This is a genomic window from Buchnera aphidicola (Takecallis arundicolens), assembly GCF_964058945.1.
In the GTDB taxonomy this organism is placed as follows: domain Bacteria; phylum Pseudomonadota; class Gammaproteobacteria; order Enterobacterales; family Enterobacteriaceae; genus Buchnera_L; species Buchnera_L aphidicola_AH.
Genome location: NZ_OZ060369.1, coordinates 210,358 through 236,208 on the forward strand (window position 1 = coordinate 210,358; position 25,851 = coordinate 236,208).

At 22.7% G+C, this 25,851-nt stretch carries 21 protein-coding genes; 12 read left to right on the top strand and 9 right to left on the bottom strand.

Features of this window, described 5'->3' with window-relative positions; all coding sequences use genetic code 11:
* The first annotated feature begins 30 nt into the window (after nucleotides 1-30).
* The 5 genes from AB4W50_RS00960 to ribA all read left to right on the top strand — a co-directional run bounded on the left by AB4W50_RS00960 (nucleotide 31) and on the right by ribA (nucleotide 3,751).
* Nucleotides 31-678 (top strand): YchE family NAAT transporter, encoded by a 648-nt coding sequence (locus AB4W50_RS00960; RefSeq protein ID WP_367677297.1) that lies wholly within the window; start codon nucleotides 31-33, stop codon nucleotides 676-678.
* Between the two features lie 44 nt (nucleotides 679-722).
* Nucleotides 723-1,397, top strand: coding sequence for a lipoyl(octanoyl) transferase LipB (gene lipB / locus AB4W50_RS00965; RefSeq protein ID WP_367677298.1), 675 nt, complete (start codon nucleotides 723-725; stop codon nucleotides 1,395-1,397).
* A gap of 42 nt (nucleotides 1,398-1,439) precedes the next feature.
* Complete coding sequence (gene lipA / locus AB4W50_RS00970; RefSeq protein ID WP_367677309.1) at nucleotides 1,440-2,339, top strand: lipoyl synthase; 900 nt, start codon at nucleotides 1,440-1,442, stop codon at nucleotides 2,337-2,339.
* Nucleotides 2,340-2,404: 65 nt separating this feature from the next.
* A complete protein-coding gene (pyrF, locus tag AB4W50_RS00975; RefSeq protein WP_367677299.1) occupies nucleotides 2,405-3,127 on the top strand; it encodes an orotidine-5'-phosphate decarboxylase in 723 nt (240 codons plus the stop codon).
* A 24-nt stretch (nucleotides 3,128-3,151) separates the two neighbouring features.
* Nucleotides 3,152-3,751 carry a GTP cyclohydrolase II gene (ribA, locus tag AB4W50_RS00980; RefSeq protein WP_367677300.1) on the top strand — a complete coding sequence of 200 codons (600 nt, stop codon included), beginning with the start codon at nucleotides 3,152-3,154 and terminating at the stop codon, nucleotides 3,749-3,751.
* Nucleotides 3,752-4,608: 857 nt separating this feature from the next.
* On the opposite strand, the gene trpA is transcribed toward ribA, so the two are convergent.
* Genes trpA through trpD form a run of 4 tightly spaced genes read right to left on the bottom strand, consistent with a single transcriptional unit; the run spans nucleotide 4,609 to nucleotide 9,028 of the window.
* Complete coding sequence (gene trpA, locus AB4W50_RS00985; RefSeq protein WP_367677301.1) at nucleotides 4,609-5,424, bottom strand: tryptophan synthase subunit alpha; 816 nt, start codon at nucleotides 5,422-5,424, stop codon at nucleotides 4,609-4,611.
* On the bottom strand, nucleotides 5,411-6,610 hold the full coding sequence (gene trpB / locus AB4W50_RS00990) for a tryptophan synthase subunit beta (RefSeq protein WP_367677302.1): 1,200 nt from the start codon (nucleotides 6,608-6,610) through the stop codon (nucleotides 5,411-5,413). Before trpB ends, trpA begins: the two co-directional genes overlap by 14 nt.
* Before the next feature lie 55 nt (nucleotides 6,611-6,665).
* Entirely contained in the window at nucleotides 6,666-8,027 is a 1,362-nt protein-coding gene (gene trpCF, locus AB4W50_RS00995; RefSeq protein WP_367677303.1) for a bifunctional indole-3-glycerol-phosphate synthase TrpC/phosphoribosylanthranilate isomerase TrpF, read from the bottom strand.
* Nucleotides 8,027-9,028 carry an anthranilate phosphoribosyltransferase gene (trpD, locus tag AB4W50_RS01000; RefSeq protein ID WP_367676924.1) on the bottom strand — a complete coding sequence of 334 codons (1,002 nt, stop codon included), beginning with the start codon at nucleotides 9,026-9,028 and terminating at the stop codon, nucleotides 8,027-8,029. The genes trpCF and trpD overlap by 1 nt, the downstream gene beginning before the upstream one ends.
* Nucleotides 9,029-9,988: 960 nt before the next feature.
* Here trpD and rlmN point away from each other — a divergent pair.
* From rlmN to glyA, 3 genes are all read left to right on the top strand, one after another.
* Entirely contained in the window at nucleotides 9,989-11,074 is a 1,086-nt protein-coding gene (rlmN, locus tag AB4W50_RS01005) for a 23S rRNA (adenine(2503)-C(2))-methyltransferase RlmN (protein ID WP_367676925.1), read from the top strand.
* Between the two features lie 62 nt (nucleotides 11,075-11,136).
* Nucleotides 11,137-12,411, top strand: coding sequence for a histidine--tRNA ligase (gene hisS, locus AB4W50_RS01010; RefSeq protein ID WP_367676926.1), 1,275 nt, complete (start codon nucleotides 11,137-11,139; stop codon nucleotides 12,409-12,411).
* Between the two features lie 100 nt (nucleotides 12,412-12,511).
* Nucleotides 12,512-13,765, top strand: coding sequence for a serine hydroxymethyltransferase (gene glyA / locus AB4W50_RS01015; RefSeq protein ID WP_367676927.1), 1,254 nt, complete (start codon nucleotides 12,512-12,514; stop codon nucleotides 13,763-13,765).
* A gap of 58 nt (nucleotides 13,766-13,823) precedes the next feature.
* On the opposite strand, the gene bioD is transcribed toward glyA, so the two are convergent.
* Together bioD and bioB are read right to left on the bottom strand one after the other, a co-directional pair.
* Nucleotides 13,824-14,492, bottom strand: a complete 669-nt coding sequence (bioD, locus tag AB4W50_RS01020) for a dethiobiotin synthase (RefSeq protein ID WP_367676928.1) — start codon at nucleotides 14,490-14,492, stop codon at nucleotides 13,824-13,826.
* A 90-nt stretch (nucleotides 14,493-14,582) separates the two neighbouring features.
* Nucleotides 14,583-15,596: a biotin synthase BioB gene (bioB, locus tag AB4W50_RS01025; RefSeq protein ID WP_367676929.1), complete on the bottom strand. Its 1,014-nt coding sequence runs from the start codon at nucleotides 15,594-15,596 to the stop codon at nucleotides 14,583-14,585.
* A gap of 82 nt (nucleotides 15,597-15,678) precedes the next feature.
* Here bioB and bioA point away from each other — a divergent pair, with 82 nt between their 5' ends.
* Complete coding sequence (gene bioA / locus AB4W50_RS01030; RefSeq protein WP_367676930.1) at nucleotides 15,679-16,968, top strand: adenosylmethionine--8-amino-7-oxononanoate transaminase; 1,290 nt, start codon at nucleotides 15,679-15,681, stop codon at nucleotides 16,966-16,968.
* Between the two features lie 88 nt (nucleotides 16,969-17,056).
* Here bioA and AB4W50_RS01035 read toward each other — a convergent pair whose 3' ends face one another.
* Together AB4W50_RS01035 and AB4W50_RS01040 are read right to left on the bottom strand one after the other, a co-directional pair.
* Nucleotides 17,057-18,055 (bottom strand): beta-propeller fold lactonase family protein, encoded by a 999-nt coding sequence (locus AB4W50_RS01035; protein ID WP_367676931.1) that lies wholly within the window; start codon nucleotides 18,053-18,055, stop codon nucleotides 17,057-17,059.
* Nucleotides 18,056-18,087: 32 nt separating this feature from the next.
* Complete coding sequence (locus AB4W50_RS01040) at nucleotides 18,088-20,133, bottom strand: DEAD/DEAH box helicase (RefSeq protein WP_367676932.1); 2,046 nt, start codon at nucleotides 20,131-20,133, stop codon at nucleotides 18,088-18,090.
* A gap of 186 nt (nucleotides 20,134-20,319) precedes the next feature.
* On the opposite strand from AB4W50_RS01040, the gene gap reads away from it, so the two are divergent.
* Entirely contained in the window at nucleotides 20,320-21,312 is a 993-nt protein-coding gene (gene gap, locus AB4W50_RS01045; RefSeq protein WP_367676933.1) for a type I glyceraldehyde-3-phosphate dehydrogenase, read from the top strand.
* 149 nt (nucleotides 21,313-21,461) lie between these two features.
* Here gap and fldA read toward each other — a convergent pair whose 3' ends face one another.
* Nucleotides 21,462-21,974: a flavodoxin FldA gene (gene fldA / locus AB4W50_RS01050; RefSeq protein WP_367676934.1), complete on the bottom strand. Its 513-nt coding sequence runs from the start codon at nucleotides 21,972-21,974 to the stop codon at nucleotides 21,462-21,464.
* A 359-nt stretch (nucleotides 21,975-22,333) separates the two neighbouring features.
* On the opposite strand from fldA, the gene AB4W50_RS01055 reads away from it, so the two are divergent.
* Together AB4W50_RS01055 and AB4W50_RS01060 are read left to right on the top strand one after the other, a co-directional pair.
* Entirely contained in the window at nucleotides 22,334-23,077 is a 744-nt protein-coding gene (locus tag AB4W50_RS01055) for a Nif3-like dinuclear metal center hexameric protein (RefSeq protein ID WP_367677310.1), read from the top strand.
* A gap of 62 nt (nucleotides 23,078-23,139) precedes the next feature.
* The gene (locus AB4W50_RS01060) at nucleotides 23,140-25,848 is read left to right on the top strand and encodes a 2-oxoglutarate dehydrogenase E1 component (RefSeq protein ID WP_367676935.1); all 2,709 of its coding nucleotides are present in this window, start codon (nucleotides 23,140-23,142) and stop codon (nucleotides 25,846-25,848) included.
* The last annotated feature ends 3 nt before the right edge of the window (nucleotides 25,849-25,851 follow it).

Genomic DNA, 25,851 nt, shown 5'->3' on the forward strand with positions numbered 1-25,851 from the left:
TGTTAACATTTATATAACTGAGGAGAATTCTTGGATAGTTTAAATTCAAATTTTGCAATTTATTTACATTTTTTTGCAGGATTATTTGCTATAATTAATCCTATTGGTATGATTCCTATTTTTATTGGTATGACTGGTTTCTATTCCAGTAAAGAAAGAAATAAAATAAATATCATTGCAAACATTGCTGCTGCTTGTATTCTAATTGTGTCATTATCTATTGGTAATATCATATTAAATCTTTTTGATATTTCTATAGAGTCTTTTCGAATTGCTGGTGGAATATTAATTATTAGTATTTCAATATCCATGATTAATGGAACTTTAATGAATAATTTAGTAAAAAAAAAAAATAAAAATAAAGGATTATATAATAAAGAAAATATTAGTATCATACCTTTAGCTATGCCTTTAATTGCTGGTCCAGGAGCAATTAGTTCAACTATTATATGGAGTACACATCATACTAATTGGAACAACATTATCGGATGCATTATAGTAATATTATTATTTTCATTATTATGTTGGATTTTATTTCAAATTGCACCATACTTTATTAAAGTACTTGGATCGACTGGGATTAGTATCTTAACAAAAATAATGGGTTTATTATTAATGTCACTTGGTATTGAATTTATTATTGCAAGTATTAAAGTTATTTTGACTAAAATTTTATAAATGATGTATATTATTTTAATATAAAAATATATTTTTTATTATATATGAATATTTTTTCTACTAATTTTAAAAAACCATATGTTATTATTCGGTATTTTCAACAATCTTCATGGCAGTATGTTTTTGATAATATGAATTATTTTACTAATTCACGTAATCAAAATACAATAGATGAAATTTGGTTTGTAGAACATGATCCAGTGTATACGCAGGGACAAGTTTTTCAAAAAAAAAATAAGAAGTTTATTCATGATATTCCAGTGATATACGCTAATCGCGGTGGTAAAATTACATATCATGGTCCAGGACAACAAATTGTATATTTATTATTAGATTTAAAAAGATTAAAAATGAATATTAGGCAATTATTATTCTTAATTGAATATGTTGTATTAAATACATTGTTTTCTTTTACTATTATTGGTAATAATTTTAAAACAGGAATTTATGTTGAACATAAAAAAATTTGTTCAATTGGATTACGTATTAAAAAATATTATTCTTTACATGGATTTGCATTAAATGTAAATATGGATTTAACACCATTTAAATATATTAATCCATGTGGTGATGCAAAAATTATTATGACTCAAATGTATACAGTAAAAAATAATATATCTGTTAATATTGTTCAAAAAACTTTAATTAAAAAATTTTCTTTATTTTTTGATGTAATATCAATTTCTACTGTAAATAATATTAATCCAATTAAAATATAGTTCTACATATTATATTTTATGAAATACAAAATTGGAACTTGTATGAAGTATATTCAAGATAAAAAAATAAATAAATTCCATAATACAAGAAATGTGCTATCTAAACCAAAATGGATCAAAATTAAGTTACCAAAATCATTTGATCATATTAATCGTTTAAAAAGTATTTTAAGAAAAAATACTTTAAATACTGTATGTGAAGAAGCTTTATGTCCAAATATTACAGAATGTTTTAATAATCATACTGCCACATTTATGATTTTAGGTAATATTTGTACTAGAAAGTGTCCGTTTTGTGCTGTAAGAAAAGGTCGGCCATATGCTGTTGATATCCATGAACCTAAAAAAATATCAGAAACAGTATTACAATTAGGTATTAAATATATTGTTATTACTTCAGTAAATCGAGATGATTTAAAAGATGGTGGAGCTAATCAATTTGTAGAATGTATTAAATATTTACGTACTAATAATACAGTTCAAATTGAAATTTTAGTTCCTGATTTTAGGCAATCATTACAAAAATCTATTGATATTATATCAAATTATCCTCCAGATATTTTTAATCATAATTTAGAGAATGTTCCTCGATTATATAAAGTTATTCGTCCAGGAGCAGATTATAAAAAATCATTGTATTTGTTAAATTATTTTAAAAAAAAAAATTCTACTATTCCTACAAAATCAGGTTTAATGTTGGGATTAGGAGAAACAGAGAAAGAAATTTTAAAGGTATTATCTGATCTTAGATTGAATGGTGTTAATATGTTAACTTTAGGTCAGTATTTACAACCAAGCAAAAATCATTTGAAAGTACAAAGATATATTACACCATTGGAATTTGAACATTATAAACATGAAGCTTTATCGATGGGTTTTAATAAAGCATTTTGTGGTCCTTTAGTACGGTCATCATATCACGCTAATTTACAAATAAAATAATATTTATTATATTATGATATCATTAATACTATAAAATATAATATTTAATTTTATGTAGGGCAAATATGTCACAAATTAATTTAAATCAAAAAAATCCTGAAATTATTATAGCATTAGATTATGATGATAAAAAATCGATTTTTGAATTAATAGATAAACTTGATCCAAGTATTTTTAAATTAAAAATTGGACATTGTATGTTTATTAAATTTGGAATATCATTAATTAAAGAAATAAAAAAATTAAATTTTGATATTTTTGTTGATTTAAAATTATACGATATTCCAAATATTATTTTTAAATCTATTGTATCGATTGCAGAATTAGGAGTATGGATGACAAGTATACATGCATCAGGGGGAGGGAATATGATGGAACATGCAAAATTAGCGTTAAATAATTTTGTTAATCCGCCTTTATTAATTGCTATTACTGCATTAACTAGTTTTACTGGTTTTGATTTATCGCAAACTGGTGTATCAATATCGTTATCAAATTATATTGTAAAATTATCTGAATTAACGAAATCTTATAAATTAAATGGTATTGTATGTCCAGGTTACATATCAAAAAAAATAAAACAAATTTTAGGCAATGATTTTAAAATTATTGTTCCTGGTATACGATTTATTAATCATGATCAAAATGATCAAAATTTAATTACTTATATTGAAGAAATTAAACGTTATTCTATTGATTATATTGTGATAGGACGAACTATTACTAGTACGTCAAATCCTATACAGACATTACATAAAATCTTAAACTATATTCATTCTAGTAATTAATATAATTATATTAGTCGAGAAAATATGAAAATTGAACGTATACAAGATGCTGTTTTACCTACTCCATGGGGAGAATTTAAAATTATTGGTTTTAAAGAAAAATCTAATGATAAAAATCATGTTGCTTTAACTTATGGTAAAATCAATCATGTAAAACCTGTATTGCTTAGAATTCATTCAGAATGTTTAACAGGAGATGCTTTATTTAGTTTGCGGTGTGATTGTGGAGAACAATTAAAGACATCATTAATGTTGATTGCTAAGTTAGGTAGCGGAATATTAATTTATCATAGACAGGAAGGTCGAAATATTGGTTTATTAAATAAAATTAAAGCGTATAATTTACAAGATCAAGGATTAGATACAGTAGAAGCAAATCATAAACTAGGGTTTTCAGCAGATGAGAGGGATTTTACTATCTGTGCAGATATATTAAAATTAATGCGTATAGATCAAGTAAAATTATTAACAAATAATCCTTTGAAAGTAAAAATTTTACATGATTCTGGAATTAATGTTGTTAAAAGAGTGGATTTAATTGTTCCACATAATCCGAAAAACAAAAAATACTTAAATACTAAGATTAGTAAAATGGGTCATGTAATGCCAAAAAAATATTCTTAGATATTTTTATTTTAAATTTTAAAATATTATTTAATTAATTTTAATTTTTATATTATATATATTAATTAAAATCATATTATATAAATTATTATTACACTGTTTTTATAATTATTTTTATATTAATATTTGTTAATAATATCTTAGTGAAGATTACATATTAATTTAGGTATTTATTATTGATTATATCTTATATATTTTATTATATAAAATTTATCCCTCTCATATGATTGAATAATAAATAAATTGTATATATTTTGTGTATAAAAATACATATTTTTATGCATATATTTACATAATATTAAATGTATTTAAAATAATATTAATATTTTTTAATAAATATCTTGATTATTATATAATATTTATATACATATTAAAAAAAAATATTTTTAATAATAAATACAATATTATTGCATAAAATGTATATAATACACTAGTTACTAAATACGATAACATAGTATAATAATAAGGAAATCTATTTAATTGCATTAATATTAAAAATATTATACATGTTAATACAAATATTATTTTTATACCTTTAGTATTTTTGTATGATATTTTTTCATAATATTTAGTTTGTTTTAAAATACGTATTGTAAATAACATTACACATAATATAACAGGTACTACAACAGTCATTATTAATATTTTAAAAATATTTGTTAAGATAAATAAAAATATTAATACATTTAATATAGTTATAATTGTTCTATTATTCATAATTCTCATAAAATTTATAATTTAAAATTTAATATATAGATATTTTGTAATTAGAATAAAAAAATTTTATATTTTTTATAAAATACTATAAGTACTAAATATATATAATATGTAAAATTATTTTTTTATAAATAAAAAAACTATTTTTTAGTTTTTTTTGTTGCATATTTTAAATTTACTGCTAACTGTACAATTTTTTTTATCATTATATTATTATTTTTTTGAAATTTATCAATTATATCGATAATAATTGATCCACAAATAATGCCGCTTGTACCTAATGATAATGATTTTTTAATTTGTGATGGTGTTGAAATACCAAAACCATGTAAAATAGGAGCAGAATTATATGTTTTTAATTTCTGAATAATATGTAAATTCGGGTCATTTGTTTTTTGTAAACAACCTGTTACTCCAGTACGAGAAATTAAATAAATATATTCAGTACTTTGTATGGAAAGTTTTTTTATTAAATCAGTATTAGCATTTGGTGGACAAATAAAAACTGAAGATATGTTATTATTGTTTGCACATTTTTGGAATATTTCTGATTCTTCTATAGGAACGTCTGGTATTAATACAGAATCTATACCAGAATATTTACAATTTTCGTAAAATTTATTAATTCCGTTTTTAAAAACAATATTTGCATAAACTAATATACCAATTGGTATTTTAGGATATTTATTACGTAGTATATTTAAAATTTCAAAACATTTTATAATTGTTATACCATGTGATAATGCTCTTAAATTAGCATTTTGCACTATAATTCCATCTGCTAATGGATCTGAAAATGGTATACCTAGTTCTAATGCATTTGCACCAGATATAATTAAAGCATCAATAATACGATAAAATACACTAATTGAAGGATCACCTATAGTAACAAATGGAACAAAACAACCTTCATTTAATATTTGCATTTTTTTAAACATATTTTTATATCTTAACATTTTGAATCCTTTTATTTAAAATGTTTTCATGTATTGTAGTTATATCTTTATCTCCTCTACCAGACAGATTAACAATAATATTTTGTTTTTTATTTGGTTCTTTATGTATGATTTTTAATGCATATGCAATAGCATGTGCAGATTCTAACGCTGGAATTATCCCTTCAAATTTACATAAATCAACAAATGCGTTTAATGCTTCTTGATCGGTTATAGTATAATATTGAACCCTTCCTGTAGAATGTAGCCATGCATGTTCTGGTCCAACAGATGGGAAATCTAATCCTGCAGAAATAGAATGCGATTCTTGAATCTGTCCATCTTGAGTTTGCATAATTGCAGATTTCATACCAAAATAAATACCAGTTTTACCGTATTGTAATGGTGCTCCATGTTTACCTGTTAAAATATCTGTTCCTCCTGGTTCAATACCAATTAATTGAACATTATCATTTATAAATGTATGAAATATTCCAATAGCATTAGAACCCCCGCCAACACACGCTATTATCTTATCAGGTAATTTCAATGTTTTCTTTAAAATTTGTTTTTTTGTTTCTATACCAATAATTTTTTGAAATTCGCGTACCATAGTGGGATATGGATGAGGTCCTGCTGCTGTACCTAACATGTAATGACTATGTATATAATTTTCAGACCAATCTCTTAAAGCTTCATTACAAGCATCTTTTAATGTACCTGATCCACTATTAACGGTGATAACTTCTGCTCCCATTAATTTCATTTTTAAAACATTAATGGATTGTCTTTGTATATCTTTACTTCCCATATAAATACGACATTTTAAATTTAATAATGCACAAGCAAATGCAGTTGCTATTCCATGTTGACCAGCACCAGTTTCTGCAAGGATACTTTTTTTATTCATCTTTTTTGCTAATAATGCTTGTCCCAATACTTGATTTGTTTTATGAGCCCCACCATGTAATAAATCTTCTCGTTTTAAATATAATTTTGTTTTTGTTTTTTTAGTAATATTTTTACATAATGTTAATGGTGTTGGTCGGCCTGCATAATTTTTTAATAATTCTGATAATTTTTTTTGAAAAATTATATCATTTTGTGATTCTACAAAATATTGTTCTAACTGTTTAAGTGCTGGTACTAAAATTTGTGGTACATACATACCACCAAAGTTTCCAAAATATGGATTTAATAAATTCATAAAAAACAATTCCTATATTACATGTGTTAATAATGTTATAAAAAAATAGTATTATTTATGATAATTTCAACTTTTTAAATACAAGTTTTAGTTTATCATAATCTTTAATACCAGGTTTTTTTTCTATCTTTGAATTAAAATCTAATCCAAAACAATTTAAATTTGATGCTTCTATACAATTTTTATGCGATAAGCCTCCAGATAAAAATACTTTATCTAAATTATATGTTTTTGTTTTTTTCCAATCAAAACAAATACCACTACCACCTTTAAAATTATCAAATAAGTAATAATTTATATATTTAAAATTTAATTTTTCTTGATTATTTTCGATACATATTGCTTTCCAAATTTGAATATGATCTGATATTTTTTTTCTTAAATTCGCTATATATTCTTGATCTTCATTACCATGCAATTGTATGGCATATAAACTACATGCTTGAGATAAATATTTTATTTTTTCAATATTTTCATTTTGAAAAACTCCAATATATTTTAATTTTGTATTTTGAATTATGTTACATGCAGTATTACATGGAATATTACGTTTTGAATTAGGAATAAATATTAATCCTCCATATACAGCACCTAGTTTTTTAGATCGATTTGCATCTTTTATTCGTGTTAATCCGCATATTTTATTATTACCAAATAAAATACTATTAACTTTTAAATGGACATTTTTAGATTTCATGATAGATGAACCAATTAAAAAACCATGCACTATTTTTTTTAATTTTTTAATTTGTTGATTGTTATAAATACCCGATTCACTGATAATAATTCTATCTTTTGGTATTAATGGCGCAAGTTTATATGTTGTATTAATATCAATAGTTAAATTGTTTAAGTTTCTATTATTAATTCCAATAATTTTAGCATTTAAATGAATTGCACGTTTTAATTCTATTAGATTATTAATTTCAGTCAAAATACCCATGTTCATTTTATGAGCAATACTAGCAAGTAATTTGTATTGATCATCATTTAATACCGATAACATTAATAAAATAGCGTCAGCATGATAATATCTAGCTAGATATATTTGATACGGATCAATAAAAAAATCTTTACATAATATTGGTTGTTTTACGAGCATACTTACTTCAGACATGCGTTCAAATGTACCAGAAAAATATTTTTTATCAGTTAAAACAGAAATTACTGTAGCATGTTTTTTATAACATTGTAAAATATTTTTTATATTTAAATTAGAATTTATTATACCTTTTGAAGGGGAAGATTCTTTAATTTCTAAAATAAAATTTGGAAATGATGATTTTAATGATTGATAAAAGTTACGATTAGAGATAACAATTTTTTTTTTAATATGTTGTAATTTTTGCATATTTTTTTGATATTTTAACCACTGTACTTTATCATAAAGTATACTTTGTAATATATTTTTGTTCATTATTTATCTCTTATAGATATTTTTTTTATTTGTTTATAAATTGCTCCATTTTGTATTTTTTTAAGGGCTATCTTAGTATTAATTTTAAGATTTTTATATCCAAATAATTTTAATAAAATTGCTGTATTCATTGCTATTAAATATTGATATTTAATATCACCAATACCTTTACAAACATCATTAAAAATTTTACAATTTTCATCAATAGTATTATTTTGTAATACGCATGCTAATGTTTTATTAATACCAAAATCTTCTGGATATAATTTGTATTGCATAATTTTTCCATACTTTAATTCTACTATATTGGTAACATGATGTAATGTGATTTCATCTATACCTCCACTACATAAAATAATTGCTCTTTCATAATTTAATTGATGTAAAATTTTTGCAAATGGTAGTAATAAATTTTTAGAATATACTCCAATAACAGAAAAATTCGGTTGAGATGGATTTAATAAAGGTCCCAATATATTAAATATAGTTTTCGTATTTAGTTCTTTTCTAATTTTAGTTACTACTTGAAAACTTGGATGGTATTGTGGTGCATATAAAAAACAAATATGGTAATTATCTAATTGCGCTCTAGATTGAGTAGTATTAATTTTTATATTAATATTATTTTTCTTTAAAATATCTGCAGAACCAAGTTGACTTGAGATACCATGATTGCAATGTTTAATAATTTTAAAACCAAATGAAGAAGCTAATATAGCACTTGCTGTAGATATATTAATTGTATTAGCACCGTCTCCTCCAGTACCTGCAATATCTGAAAATGGATATTTTGGTTTAGGAAATGGTATAACATATTTATAGCAAGCTTTTAAAGCGCCAATAATTTCATGAATAGAAATTGGACGTACTTTTATTGCAGTTAATATTGATGTTAACTTGATGGTAGATATTTTATTTTTTATAATTTTTTTAAATAAATAATAACTCTCGTATTCATTTAGTTTTTTTAATGAATATAATTTATTCAATATTTTTTTCATATTAATAAGCTATAATGATATGATCTTAATATTGTGATCATATTTGTAGTGTATACTTGTATTATTAATTTTTTTTAAAAAAAATAAAAAAATTAAAAATTTATTATGAATACAAAAATAATATAAAAAAAATATATTTACAATTATTTTATTCATATTTTACATTAACTTGATAGCTGTATATCAGTTCAGTATATATAATATTTTTAATAAAAACTTATGTTTAGAATCATTAATAATATTAATATCAACTTTATATTTATAATGTTAATATCATTAATTTTAAAAAACATTAAAATATTCGTTTTTTAATTTATTTATTACACTAAATATTATAAGATCAAAATTAATTTTTTCAACGTTAAATATATAGACATGATCAAAAAATTAAAAAATTAATTTTATTATGATATTATATAGTAAATAAAAATGATAAAATATGATTATAATTTATATTTTTTAAATAAAAAAATTTTTTAGTACTGTATGAAAAGTATTATTTTTATTGTAAATAATTTTTTAATTAGATCATTTACACCGATAAAAAAATAATATTATTGTATATATATATTTTTATTATAGTACAAAACAATGGAAGTTGCTTATAAAATTTATTTTTATGTATTAAATATATTTCTATATAATATCTTTTTTGTAATATTATCCAAAATTTTTTATGTAATGATATGATTTATAAGAACGTTATGATCGCTTTTTAATAAATTTTTTAATTATATACATTGTATTTTTACTCAAAAAATAGCATTAAAATTTTTATTATTACAATAATTTTTATATTTATCATATTTTTAACATGATTTTACCATTTTTTTTAACGGCATCAATCATAATGTTTAATACAGGATGTATAAAACTTCTTTAATCTGTTTGTAACACGTAAAATATAATTTATTGCATATAAAAATGTTATAATAGGTTTTAAAAACAGTTATATTAATTATGAATATTGATTTACATTATCTAAACACTAATAAAGTAAATTTGTTAAATTTCGATCGTAAAAAAATGCAAAATTTTATGCATTTAATCGACGAAAAAAGTTTCCGAGCTGATCAATTAATGCATTGGATATATCAACGTTTTTGTAATAATTTTTCATATATGACTAATTTTACAGAATGCTTAAAAAATAAACTTAAAAATACCAGTTTTATACAATTTCCTTATATATTAAAAGAAATAGTTTCTATAGATCATACTATTAAATGGTTAATTTCTGTACAAAATGGGATTATTGAAACAATATATATTCCAGAAAAAAAACGGGGTACATTATGTATTTCATCTCAAGTAGGATGTCCGTTAACATGTACATTTTGTGCAACTGGTATGCAAGGATTTAAAAGAAATTTATTAGTTTCTGAAATTGTTGGGCAAATTTGGTTAGCATATCAAAAGATTAATAATAATACAAAACATGTATATTTTCCTATTACTAATATAGTATTTATGGGAATGGGAGAGCCGTTATTAAATTTAAAAAATTTAATTACTGCATTAAATATTATATCTGATACATGTGGTTTTAATATTTCAAAAAAAAAAATTGTTATATCAACAGCAGGTATAATACCAGCATTAAACAAATTATCTAAGATATGCGATGTAAAATTAGCCATTTCATTACATGCGTCAAATAATACAATTAGAAATCGACTTATGCCAATTAATAAACGATATAATATCCAATCTCTTTTAAAAACGGTATTGCGTTTTTTACAAAATTCAAAATTAAATAAAAATGGTATAACAATTGAATATATTATGTTACATAATATAAATGATTCAATTGTACATGCTAAAGAATTAATTAAACTATTATATAATATACCTAGTAAAATTAACTTAATTCCTTGGAATTATTTACCAAATAGTCATTTAAAATGCAGTAGTATTACAAAAATAAATATTTTTTCTAAATATTTAATTAATAAAGGATTAATGACTACGATACGAAAAACAAGAGGGCAAGATATTCAAGCTGCATGTGGACAATTAACAGGTAATAATAATTATAAATCATAAGAAATATAAAATATTGTATAAATAGATATTTTACATATTTGTATTAACATAGGAAGATTTTTGTGAATTATTTTTTTCAATCTATAAAAGGTATGCATGATTACCTTCCCGAACAAACGATCTTATGGAATAAAATAGAAGATATATTTAAAAAAATATTGCATAATTATGGTTATTGTGAGATTAAACTACCTATCTTAGAAAAAACTATATTATTTAAGGCATCAATAGGAGAAATGACAGATATTATTGGAAAAGAAATGTATTCATTTCATGATAAAAATAATCTTAGTATTACTTTACGTCCAGAAGCAACGACAAGTTGTGTAAGGTCTATTATTCAAAATAAATTAATATATCATAAAAAACAAAAACTATGGTATTATGGTCCTATGTTTCGATATGAACGTCCGCAAAAAGGACGTTATCGTCAATTTTATCAATTTGGTCTTGAGACTTTTGGATTTTTCGAATTAGATATTGAATTTGAATTAATTATATTAGTGAATAAATTTTGGAAAGCATTAGGTATTTCACGTTTTTTAACATTAGAGATTAATTCTATTGGTTTACTCTCTGAAAGAAATGCATATCAAATGGAATTACGTAATTTTTTGAAAACATATGAATCTTATCTTGATAATATTTGTATAAGACAATTAAATAAAAATCCGTTAAGGATTTTAGATAGTAAAAATAAAAATATACAAAAAATATTATTAAAAGCACCGAATTTAATAGATTTTGTTAATACAAAGTCAAGGTTACGTTTTGAAAAATTATGTAATTTACTTTCAAATTTTAATATTCCATATACTATAAATTATAAATTAATTCGCGGACTAGATTATTATAATGATACAGTATTTGAATGGAAAACAAATTATATAGGATCACAAAATGCAATATGTGCAGGAGGTCGATATGATACATTGGTAAAAAGGTTATTAGGACCAGATACTCCAGCAGCTGGATTAGCAATCGGTATGGATCGATTAATATTATTAATACAGTCATTGAATTTATTTTCTCAAAAAAATATAGAAACTGATATTCATATTTTTTTTAGTAACAAATCTATAAAAAATCGAGCAATATTTTTATCCGAAGAAATTAGAAATGAATTTCCTAAATTAAAAATATTATTAGAATTTCAATCTAAAAAAATAAATACAATATTTAAAAACATAAAAAAATATTTTACAAAAATAATATTATTTATTCAGTCAGAAAATATAATTTATTTATATGATGTTATCTGTAAAAAAAATCAGATTATTAATTCAAATAATATTAATATTATGATAAAAAATATTTTTAATTTTTATACAAAATAATATTAATAATATATGTGATTATTGTATAATAAAAAATTAATTATATATTTTTTATAAAATATATTCAAATAATACTATTATGTCATTTTAAGGATTATATATGTTACAATATAAAACATGCAACATACAATCTGATACAGAATTGTGGAATTACATTAAACAAGAAATGTTACGACAAGAGCAGCATATTGAATTAATTGCTTCAGAAAATTACGCTAGTCTTTCTGTTATGCAAGCACAGGGATCGCAATTAACTAATAAATATGCGGAGGGATATCCTGGAAAAAGATATTATGGAGGTTGTGATTTTGTGGATCATATTGAGTTATTGGCAATTAATCGAGCTAAAAAATTATTTCATGCTGATTATGCTAATGTACAACCACATTCTGGATCTCAGGCAAATTTTGCTGTATATACTGCGTTATTAAAACCTGGTGATATGATTTTAGGAATGGATTTATCTCATGGAGGTCATTTAACACATGGATCTGTTATAAACAGTTCAGGAAAAATTTATAATTCAATTACATATGGTTTAAATAAAACAGGTAATATTGATTATGACCATTTACAGTATCTTGCACAGAAACATAAACCAAAAATGATTATTGGTGGGTTTTCGTCTTTTTCAAGATATGTAGATTGGAAAAAAATGCGTGAAATATCTAATACTATTAATGCATATTTATTAATTGATATGGCACATGTAGCTGGTCTAGTTGCAGCAAATTTATATCCTAATCCCATAGAGTATGCTGATGTAGTAACAACAACTACACATAAAACACTCTCTGGACCGAGAGGTGGATTAATTCTTTCAGCAAATCAAGATGAAGCATTTTATAAAAAATTAAATTCTGCTGTTTTTCCAGGTATGCAAGGTGGACCTTTAATGCATGTAATTGCTGCTAAAGCAGTAGCATTTCACGAAGCATTACATCCGAATTTTAAAACTTATCAAAAACAAATATTAAAAAATTCTAAAATTATGGCAAAATCTTTTATGGAACAAAATTTTAATATTATTTCTGGAGGTACAGATAATCATTTATTTTTAATAAATTTAAATAATAAAAATATTACTGGAAAAAAAGCAGAAAATATTTTGCAATTAGCAAATATTACAGTAAATAAAAATAGTATTCCAAATGATACAAAGAGTCCTTTCGTCACTTCAGGTATTCGTATAGGTACACCAGCTATTACAAGAAGAGGTTTTAAAGAATTAGAATCTAAAATTATTACTAAATGGATCATTGATATTATTAATGATTATAATAATATTAAAAAAATACTGAATATTAAAAATCAAGTACTTGAATTATGTAAAAAATATCCCGTTTATAAATAATTTTTTTATATAGTTATGGATGTAAAATACATAACTATATTTATTCTATTAATATGTACTATTCTGGAAGTATAATATTAATATTATTTGTACAAATATTATTGATATCCTGAATATAAGGTATTATACCTAAAAAAGGAGATTTTATATATTGTTTTATTGTATATATATAATTTAATAAATACTGTTCATAATTCATACAATTTGCAAACCAACCTGTTAGTTTTAAACCAGATGCAATAATTGATTTTACTGTTAATATAGCGTGGTTAATACAACCTAATTTTATTGAAATTACTAAAATAACAGGAATTTTTTCTTCTTTTATCCAATTAGATAAAGTATTTGTATTAAATATTGGTGTATCCCATCCTCCAATACCTTCTATAATTATCCAGTTTGCTTTTTTTTGAATATTATGTAATTTATCGGATAAATTTTTAAAAGTAATATTATTTTTTTTGCAGTAAAAAAAATTAGGAGGTATGTTACCATAAAAAGAATATGGGTTAATTTCTTTATATTTAAATTTAATCACACTATGTTTTTTTAATAATAATGCATCATGATTACGTAAACCATATATTGTTTTTATACAACCACTAGATACTGGTTTATATCCTGCTGTATTAAACCCTATAATTGTAGCTTTTTTTAATAATAACACTGATACTATTGTTTTTCCCACATTGGTATCTGTTCCAGTAACAAACCATGTTTTTATCATAATTAATATTTGATTTTATATATGATTAATATATTACGACTACCTATATAAAATAGGTAGAATTATAATAATAAGAATATAATATAAACATTATTTTAGTAAAGCATTATAATGTTGTGTTTCTGTTTTATATTTTTGTATTTTATTTTGTTTTGATTGTATAATATGCTTTTTAGCATATAATCCTAATTTCTGAAATAATTTTAAATCTTCTTTTTTTGTTGGATTAGATGTAGTTAATAGTTTACAACCATAAAATATAGAATTTGCTCCTGCTATAAAACACAATGCTTGCATATTTTGACTCATATTTTCACGTCCAGCAGATAGTCTAATATATGATTTCGGCATCATAATTCGAGTTACTGCAATGGTTTTAATAAAATCAAAATCTTCAAGATTTTTATTACGTTCTAAAGGTGTACCTTTAATTTTAACTAACATATTCATAGGAATGCTTTCAGGATTTTTAGTTAATTTCGATAATTGCAATAGTAACTCAGCACGATCATTAGTATTTTCTCCTAACCCTAATATTCCACCTGAACAAACTTTCATACCGGAATTTCTTACAATATCTAATGTATTTAATCGTTCTTGATATGTACGTGTTGTAACAATTTTACTATAGAATTTTGGTGAAGTGTCTAAATTATGGTTATAAAAATCTAAACCTGCAGAATATAATCTTTCTGCTTGATTCTTATTTATACTACCTAATGTCATGCATGTTTCCAATCCCATTTTTTTAATTTTTTTAATAATTTCAATTAAGTATGGCATGTCTCTTTCTTTTGGATTTTTCCATGCAGCTCCCATACAAAATCGGTTTGAACCAGATTGTTTAGCTTGTTTAGCTGCATCTAAAATTTTAGAAATTTCTAAAAGTTTTTCATTTTTTATATTTGTTTTATATCTTGAGCTTTGTGCACAATATTTACAATCTTCAGGACATAATCCAGTCTTGATGGATAATAAAGTACTGATTTGAATTTCATTGGGAGTAAAATTTTTTCTGTGTATTTTTTGTGCTTTAAAGATCAAATCTAAAAATGGTTTTTGAAATAGTTTATTAATTTCTTCAATTTTCCATATTTTTTTCATATTAAATTCCAAAAAAAATTATATTTTATATCAATAATTATTTATAATAAGATATCTATACATTTTAATATAATATTACGCTATGAAACAAAATAATTTACAATTTAATTCAAAACATATCTGGCATCCATATGATTCTATTAGTAAACCGTTACCTTGTTATATGATTCAATCAGCATGTGGAGTATATTTAAAATTAGACTCTGGTTTAAAAATTATCGATGGTATGTCTTCTTGGTGGTCTGCGATACATGGATATAATCATCCTATTCTGAAAAAACATTTAGTTCAACAAGTTAACAACATTACACATGTTATGTTTGGTGGTATAATACATAAACCTGCTTTATTATTATGTAAAGAATTATTAAAAATTTTACCTAAAAAACTAAAATGTATTTTTTTATGTGATTCAGGATCTGTTGCAATTGAAGTTGCTATGAAAATGGCATTACAATATTGGAATAACAATAAAAAAACTAGAAGAATTTTTTTAACTATACGTAATGGATATCATGGCGATACATTTTCTGCAATTTCAGTATGCGATCCAAAAAATTCTATGCATAAATTATATAAAACAATATTACCTAAGCATTTTTTTGCAAAAAAACCAAAAATATTTTTTAAAGAAAAATGGAATAATTATGATATTCATTCTTTTTTAGATTTAATAGTGAATAATCAATCTACAATTGCAGGAGTAATTTTAGAACCTATATTACAAGGTATAGGTGGTATGCAATTTTATCATGTAGAATATTTGAAACAAGTACGTTTATTATGTAATATGTATGATATTCCATTAATTATAGATGAAATAGCTACCGGTTTTGGTAGAACTGGTAAAATGTTTGCTTACGAACATGCCAATATTATTCCAGATATATTATGTATAGGTAAAGCATTGACGGGAGGTATGATGACTTTAGCTGCAACTATTACTACTAAAAAAATTGCACATCAAATTAGTAATAATTATCCTTATAAATTTATGCATGGACCAACATTTATGGGAAATCCATTAGCTTGCTCTGTTGCACAAAAAAATATTTCATTATTAAGAAAAAATATATGGAAAAAACAAGTTAAACGTATTGAAAAATATTTTCAAAATAAATTATTTTTATTATTAAATCATCCTCGCATTTGTGCAATAAGAGTTATTGGAGCAATTGCTGTTATCGAATGTTATCATAATATTAATTTGAAACTAATGCAAAAATTTTTTGTTAACTATGGTGTTTGGATTAGACCATTTAAACAAATCATTTATTTAACTCCACCATATATAATTAAGACAATACATTTAAAAAAATTAATACAGTCTATTAAATTGGCAATTAATGATAATTCTTTGTTTATTTTTTAAATTTATTTTTTATAATTTAATCTTATTATATTTATTATATCGTTGATATAGTAACATATTTAAGAAAATAATGATTAAATTTTATATATTATATTGTATGACTTATGATCCATGTTGGATTTATACCAGTCGGATATTTATATAATAAATTTAATAAACCATTTTTCATAGAAATACTGTATACTGCAATGGTATTACATGTTTGACTAGCAACAATTAAATAATTATTATTACTATTTATAATAAATGATTTTGGTTGTTTGACTGTATTGATTTGATGAATAAAATTTAATGTACAATTTAAATTTATTTTAAAAATAGTAATTGTACTATATAATCTATCAGAAACATATAAATATTTACTGCATGATGTCATATGAATATCAGCAGACCAAAAATAATTATTTTTTATTTTTTGTTTAAATAAACTAATATTTTGTATATTTTGTATATTATTATTAACATTATTGATTTTCCATACATCTACTGTACCATTTAATTCATTAATACTATAACAATAATTTTTACTGTTATGAAAAATAATATGTCTAGGTCCAGACTTTTTAGAACAAATTACATATTTCAAATATTTTAATGGTAATTTTCCAAATAAATGTAATTTAAATAAATATATCCGATCTGTTAATAAAGATGTTGTAATTACTAATTTATTTGATAAATCTAATTTTACTGCATGACATCCATTCATATTTTTAATAATTTGAATGGGTTGTTCAGGTATATGCTGATCATTAATTGTACTTATAGTTAAACAACCAGCATGATAGTAACTACAAAGTAAAAATTTTTCTTTTTGATCTAATGTAATATAATTTGGGCTATATGGAATATTTACAGAACCAGTTTTCTTTAATGTACCATTTGATAAAATATTATATACCAAAATTTTATATTTTGGTCTGATACCAATATATAGTGTATTTCGTTTTTTTGAAATAATTATTGGCTGTCCTTCATTGTTTTCAGTATATACAATTTGTATTAAATGCATTTCACCCGTATATAATAATTTCCAAACTTCAATTGCTTGATTACCAGCTGCAACTATATAAATGAATTGTTTCATGTGATATTACCTAATTTTTTAAACATGATGTTTTAAGTGAATATTTTTTTGATTTTTTTTAGGATATTAAATATCCATTGAATTCTTTCTATATAATTTTCAAAATAATAAAAAAATTGTAAAGAATGTTGATTATTGAATTTCCATTTCTTAAATTCTACTTTACATATTTTTAATAGTTGAATAGTATTAATTGATTTGTTATTTGCATCAAATATTATAGTACTACTTTTATTATCTGAGTTAAGTTTTATAATACTAATATTTTGTGATAATATTTTAATTTTAGTAGCAAAAATTAAATTTTCAGCTTCTTTTGGTAAATCACCAAATGCATTAATTAAATCTATTTTTGTTTGTAATAATGCTTCTTGTGTCTTCATAGAAAAAATTTTTTTATACCACATTAACCTGATATTTACATCTGAAATATAATTTTTTGGTAAAATGGTTGGTATAGATAATTTTATTTCAGGTTGTTCATGTTCTAATTGTTTTAATGATAAATGTTTATTATTTTTAATATATTTAACTGTTTTATTTAAAAATTCCATATAAAGTAATAATTCAATATTTTTTGCATGCCCGCTTTGATTTTTACCTAATACTTCCCCTACTCCTCTAATTTTTAAATCATGTTTTGACAACTCAAAACCAGATCCAAAACTTTTAATGTTACTAATTACATCTAATCTTTTTTTACTATTTACTGATACTATTTTTTTATTTCGTATTAGTAACCAAGCGTAAGCTTGTATATTTGATCGACCAACTCGTCCGCGCATTTGATGTAATTGTGCTAATCCAAAAAAATCAGCATTTTCAATAATAATAGTATTTACTGTAGGTATATCAATACCTGTTTCAATAATTGTAGTACATATTAATACTTGAAATTTTTTATTAGCAAAATCATACATAATTTTTTTTAAAAGACTACCATTCATTTGTCCATGACCGATTTGAAAAGTTGCTTCAGGAATCATTTTTTGTAATACATTTAATTTTTCTGTGAGATCTTGCACTTTATTACAAATATAATATAATTGTCCATGTCTTGAAATTTCAAATAAAATTATTTTTCTAATTAATAGATTACTATATGTTTTAACAAAAGTTTTAATTGGTAAACGATTTTGTGGTGGTGTTGTAATAATTGATAAATCACGCATACCATGTATTGCCATATTTAATGTTCTTGGAATTGGTGTAGCAGTCAAAGTTAAAATATCTATATTAGAAAAATTTTTTTTAATATTTTCTTTTTGGTGTACGCCAAATCTATGTTCTTCATCAATAATTAATAAACCTAAATTAAACCACTGAATATTATTGAATAAAATTTTATGTGTTCCAATGGTAATATCAGTCTCCCCGGTATTAATTTTATTAATAGACATTAATTGAACTGATTTTTTTTGAAAACGGGATAAAAGTTCAATTTGTATATTATGTTTAAGAAATCTATTTTTAAAAGTTTTATAATGTTGCTGTGCTAATAATGTTGTTGGTACTAAAATAACTACTTGTTTGTTATTTTTTACTGCAATAAATGCAGCACGAATTGCTATTTCTGTTTTTCCAAATCCTACATCTCCACAAATAAGTCGATCCATTGGAATCGGTTTATACATATCTGATAGTACTTCTTGCATGACTTTTTTTTGATCTTTTGTCATCTTAAATGGAAAACTTGAACAAAATAATTTATATTCTTGATCCTGCTTTTTAAACGAAAAACCGGTTTTTATCATACGTTGTGCATGATTTTCTAATATTTGTATTGCAGAATCGTGAATATTTTTAAAAATTTTTTTTCTTTCTTTTTTCCATTTTTTACATCCCAAAGTATCTAAAGTTAATTTTGTATTGATAATATCAGTATTATATTTTTTAATTAAGTATAGATGTGTAATTGGTACATATAATTTAGCATGATTTGCATAAAGAATAGTTAAATATTCTACAGTAATATTATTATTTTTGATAATACTTAAACCTTGATATTTTCCTAAACCATGTTTTAAATGAATAACAAATTCATTTTTTTTTAATTTAAAGATATTATTTTGGTTCATATAAATAACATGTAGTTGTGATAGATAATATTTTTATTATGTATTAATAATATAAAAAATAAATAAAATACTTGATTATAACTATACAAATATAATTTTATTTTTATCTTTTAAAAATATTTTTGATATATTAAGATATATGTTATATCATGTTATAAAGAATGATATTGATATAAGGTAAATATTATGACTATTAAAATTGGTATAAATGGATTTGGTAGAATTGGTAGAATAGTATTTCGTATTGCACAAAATAGACCAGATATTGAAGTAGTTGGTATAAATGATTTACTTAATATTGAATATATAGCGTACATGTTAAAATTTGATTCTACACATGGGAAATTTCCAGGTTCAATTTATATTAAGAATAATTGTCTTTTTGTAAATAATAACAAAATTCGAATTTTTGCAGAACGTGATCCAGTTAATATCGATTGGAAAAGTTTAAATACAGATGTTGTAATTGAATCAACAGGGATATTTTTAACTACTGAAAGTGCAAAAAAACATATATTTGCAGGATCAAAGAAAGTTATTATTACTGCTCCTCCCAAAGATGATACTCCAATGTTTGTCAATGGTGTAAATTTTAATAAATATTCTGGTGAAAATATCGTTTCTAACGCATCTTGTACTACTAATTGCTTAGCACCTTTAGCAAAAGTAATACATGAAAATTTTGGTATTGTAGAAGGATTAATGACTACTGTACATGCTACTACTGCTACTCAGAAAACTGTTGATTCTCCATCTCAAAAAGATTGGCGTGGTGGTAGGGGAGTATTACAAAATATTATACCAGCATCAACTGGTGCTGCTATAGCAGTTGGTAAAGTCTTACCTGAATTATATGGTAAATTAACAGGTATTGCATTCCGTGTACCTACACCGAATGTTTCAGTAGTAGATTTGACTGTACGATTAAAAATCTCAGCAAGTTATAAAAAAATATGTGAAGTCATTCAAAATGCTTCTCAAACACATATGAAAAATATTCTTGGTTACATTGATGAAGATGTAGTATCAAGTGATTTTAATGGTTTTCATGAAACATCAATTTTTGATGCAAAAGCAAGTTTATGTTTAAATGATAATTTTGTAAAATTGATTTCCTGGTATGATAATGAAACAGGTTATTCAAGCAAAGTATTAGATTTAGTACATTTAATTGCATAAATGTTTTATTAGTATTTTATTAATTGCACAGCATGTTTAATTTTTAAATAAATTATTACATGCTGTATTATTTTTAATGTATTATACAGTGATTATAAAAAAATATTATTTATATTTTAATAAGATATGTTTTTAATATAAAGATATTATTAAATATTTAATTCTTTAAATAATTGTTTTAACCAGGTTTTTATTCTATTTTCAGTATATTCTTTTTGTCGATCTTCATCAATTACTAAACCGACAAAATAATTTTTATCAATTACAGCTTTAGAACATTCAAATTGATAACCTGTTATAGGCCATCGGCCAATAAAATCAGCATGTCTTGTTTTTAAAATATTATATATAATACCCATACCATCACAAAAATATTCACTATAATCTTCTTGATCACCACACCCAAATAATGCAATAATTTTATTTTTAAAATTAATTTTTTTTAATTGTGGAATAAATTCATCCCAATCACATTGCAATTCACCGTAATACCAGGTTGGTATACCAAAGATTAAAATATTAAATTTATTAATATCATCAATTTTTGCATTAGCAATATCATAAATTTCTGCTTGTTTTATTCCAATCTTATTATAAATTTTTTTCGCAATTTTTTCAGTATTACCAGTATCACTTCCAAAAAAAATTCCTATTTTTTGCATTTTAGCCTCAAAAATATGTTAAAATTTATTTAGTAATATATAAAATTAATTTATATCATATATTGTATAAAATTGGATTTTATATTATAAAAATAATTTTTAACAAAAATAGTATTACGCATACAGAATATTTATTTGTATATATTTTTTATTTACTTTTTTTAAAACCATATAATAAATTTATTTTACCAATGTAGTTTATTATATAGATGTAATAATTACATTTTACTGCAATAAATAGATAAATTTTAAAATTAAAAAAATATACAAAATAAATATATTTCTATGATATATATATTTTACAAATTCATATATTAAAATATATACTTATAAATACATTATTGGAAATATATAATATGATGAATAATTATGAATTAGAAAAAATTATTAATAAAGAACTAGATACCCACTTATTTCATGATAATATACCTAATGGATTACAAGTAGAAGGTATAAAAAATATTCATAAAATTATTACAGGAGTTAGTATATGTGAAAAATTAATTAATATTGCAATTAAAAAAAAAGCACAAGCTATTATTGTACATCATGGTTTTTTTTGGAAGAATGAATGTTCAAAAATTATTAAAAACAAAAAAACAAGACTACAATTAATTTTAAAAAATAATATAAACGTATATAATTGGCATTTACCTTTAGATATACATCCAATTCTTGGAAATAATGTACAAATTGCTAATCAATTTAATATTAATATCTTAGGTCAAATATCTAATATATTATTATGGGGTAAATTTATTAATTCAATTACAGTACAAGAATTAAATACAAAAATAGAATTAATTTTACAAAGAAAACCTTTATGTATACAACATAATCGGAATAATATAATTAATAGTATTGCATGGTGTAGCGGAAAAGGACAAGAATTTATTAAAAATATTGGTGATATAAAAATAGATGCATTTTTAACAGGTGAAATATCTGAAGATACTATGCATTATGCATATGAAAATAAAATTCATTTTTTTTCAGCAGGGCATTATGCTACAGAATGTTGCGGTATACAAGCATTGGGACAATGGTTAATAAAAAAATATAATTTAGATGTTGAATTTATTAGAATTGATAATCCTGTATAAATCTATACTAAAATATATTTTTTAATAAAAAAATTTAATTATCCTATTAATATAGGTAAAATATGAAAAAAAATTATTCTTTACATGATAAATTTTGTAACTTGAGTAACAGTAATCAAATATATATTGAAAAAATATATCAATTTTTTATAAAAAACTCTAATTGTGTTTCTTCGGATTGGAAAGAATTTTTTCAATCAGATGATAATTATAATCAGTATATATGTCATACTGATCAAAAAAAACATATAAATAATGTTGATGATGATCATAATAGTATATATATTGCAGAATTTATAAAATTTGTTAGAACATATGGACATCAATATGCAAATTTAAATCCATTAAAAAAATCAATATCAAAAAATGCATTACGAAAAAAACTGTTAAATGATTTTTATCTTGATCAAAATATAAAAAATAATATTAATAATAATATGCAAAAAAACCCTTATTTTGAAGAAAAATATTCGATTTTTACCAATATATATTGTACATCTATTGGAATAGAATATATGCATATTAGTAATATAGAAGAACGTATGTGGATACAAGAATATGTAGAAAAAAAATTTTTAAAATTTTTTCTTTCACAAAACGAAAAAAAAAATTTATTAAGTTTGTTAATTAAATCAGAAATATTTGAAAAATATTTACATACTCGATTTCCTGGATCAAAACGTTTCTCGTTAGAAGGTTGTGAAGTATTAATTCCACTATTAAAAAAAATCATATGTTATACAAATAAAAAATTAACTTCAAAAATTATTATTGGAATGGCTCATAGAGGACGATTAAATGTTTTAGTTAATATTTTAAAAAAAAAAATCAATACTTTGTGTGATGAATTTACTTCTAACTATATTATAAAAAGTGGAACTGGAGATGCAAAATATCATTCTGGAATGAAAACCACAAAAAAAACAAAAAATAAAAATATAATAATTGATTTAAAACCAAATCCTTCACATCTTGAAATTATTAATCCGGTAGTTATGGGATCTTCTCGAGCATATCTTGATAGTTTTGAAAACAAAAATTCAGACCATGTTCTACCAATAAATATACATGGTGATGCTGCTATTATAGGACAAGGAGTAATTCAAGAACTATTAAATATATCACAAACAAGAAATTATACTGTTGGTGGTATTTTACATATTGTAATTAATAATCAAATTGGTTTTACTACATCCAGTTTAAAAGATATTAGATCTAGTCAATACTGTACAGATATTGCAAAAATGATACAAACACCAATTTTTCACGTTAATACCGATTTTCCAGAATCTGTCATTTTTATTACACAATTAGCATTAGATTTTAAATATAAATTTAAAAAAGATGTTTTTATAGATTTAGTATGTTATCGTAGAAGAGGACACAATGAAGCAGATGAACCGAGCGTTACACAACCTATAATGTATCAGAAAATTCAACAACATCCAACGGTATGTGAAATTTATAATACATTTTTACTATCTAAAAAAAATATTCCTTTAAATTATTTAAATGATGAACGTATAAAACAAAGAAAAAAAATACATGAACTCAGTGAATTGCCTATTGTACATCAAGATACTAAATGTATAAAAAAAAAAAATAAAAATATTGTTCCAAATATAGATTTAAAAATTTTATTTGAAAAAATTAATTACATACCTAAAACTTTCAAAATACATGAACGAGTTTTAAAAATTTATCAAGCACGACAAAACATGTTACATATTAATAAAGCATTTGATTGGGGAGCTGCAGAAAATTTAGCTTATGCAAATATATTATCGCACGGTATATCATGCAGATTATCTGGAGAAGATGTTAGTCGAGGCACATTTTTTCATAGACATTCTGTGTTATATGATCAAAATAATGGATTAAGTTATGTTCCATTATATAATTTACAAAATAATAAAACTAAATATTATATTTGCAATTCTGCTCTTTCAGAAGAAGCAGTATTAGCATTTGAGTATGGTTATTCTGTGGATGCAGAGAACACTATAAATATCTGGGAAGCACAATTTGGTGATTTTTCTAATGGTGCTCAAATTGTAATTGATCAATTTATTAGTTCTGGTGAGCAAAAATGGGGTATAAAATCCAAATTAGTATTACTTTTACCTCATGGATATGAAGGACAAGGTCCAGAACATTCATCATCTAGAATAGAACGATTTTTACAATTGTCTGCTCAAAATAATATGAAAATTTGTATTCCTTCTACTGCAGCACAAATGTATCATATTTTAATGTATCAAGCATTGTGTAATATAAAAACACCATTAATTATTTTTACACCAAAATCATTATTACGTAATAATATGACATATTCAACATTTTCAGATATACAATGTGGAACCTTTCAAAATATTATTCATGAAATTAATATTATAAATTGTAATAATATTACAAAAATCATTTTTTGTTCAGGAAAAATATATTACGAATTGTTTTCTACAAGACAACAATATAATATTAAAAATATTTCATTAATTCGAATTGAACAATTATATCCATTTCCTAAAAATGAAATTATTAAAATTTTAAATTATTATCATAATATTCAAGAAATTACTTGGTGTCAAGAGGAACCAAAAAACCAAGGTATGTGGTATTACATGTACAATAAATTAAAAGAAAATATATCATCTAATATAACTTTAAAATATGTTGGCCGTAATGCTTCTGCTGCTCCTGCAGTAGGATGCTTATCCATACATAACAAACAACAAAAAAAAATAATCTTTGATGCTTTAAATATTTTATAAAGA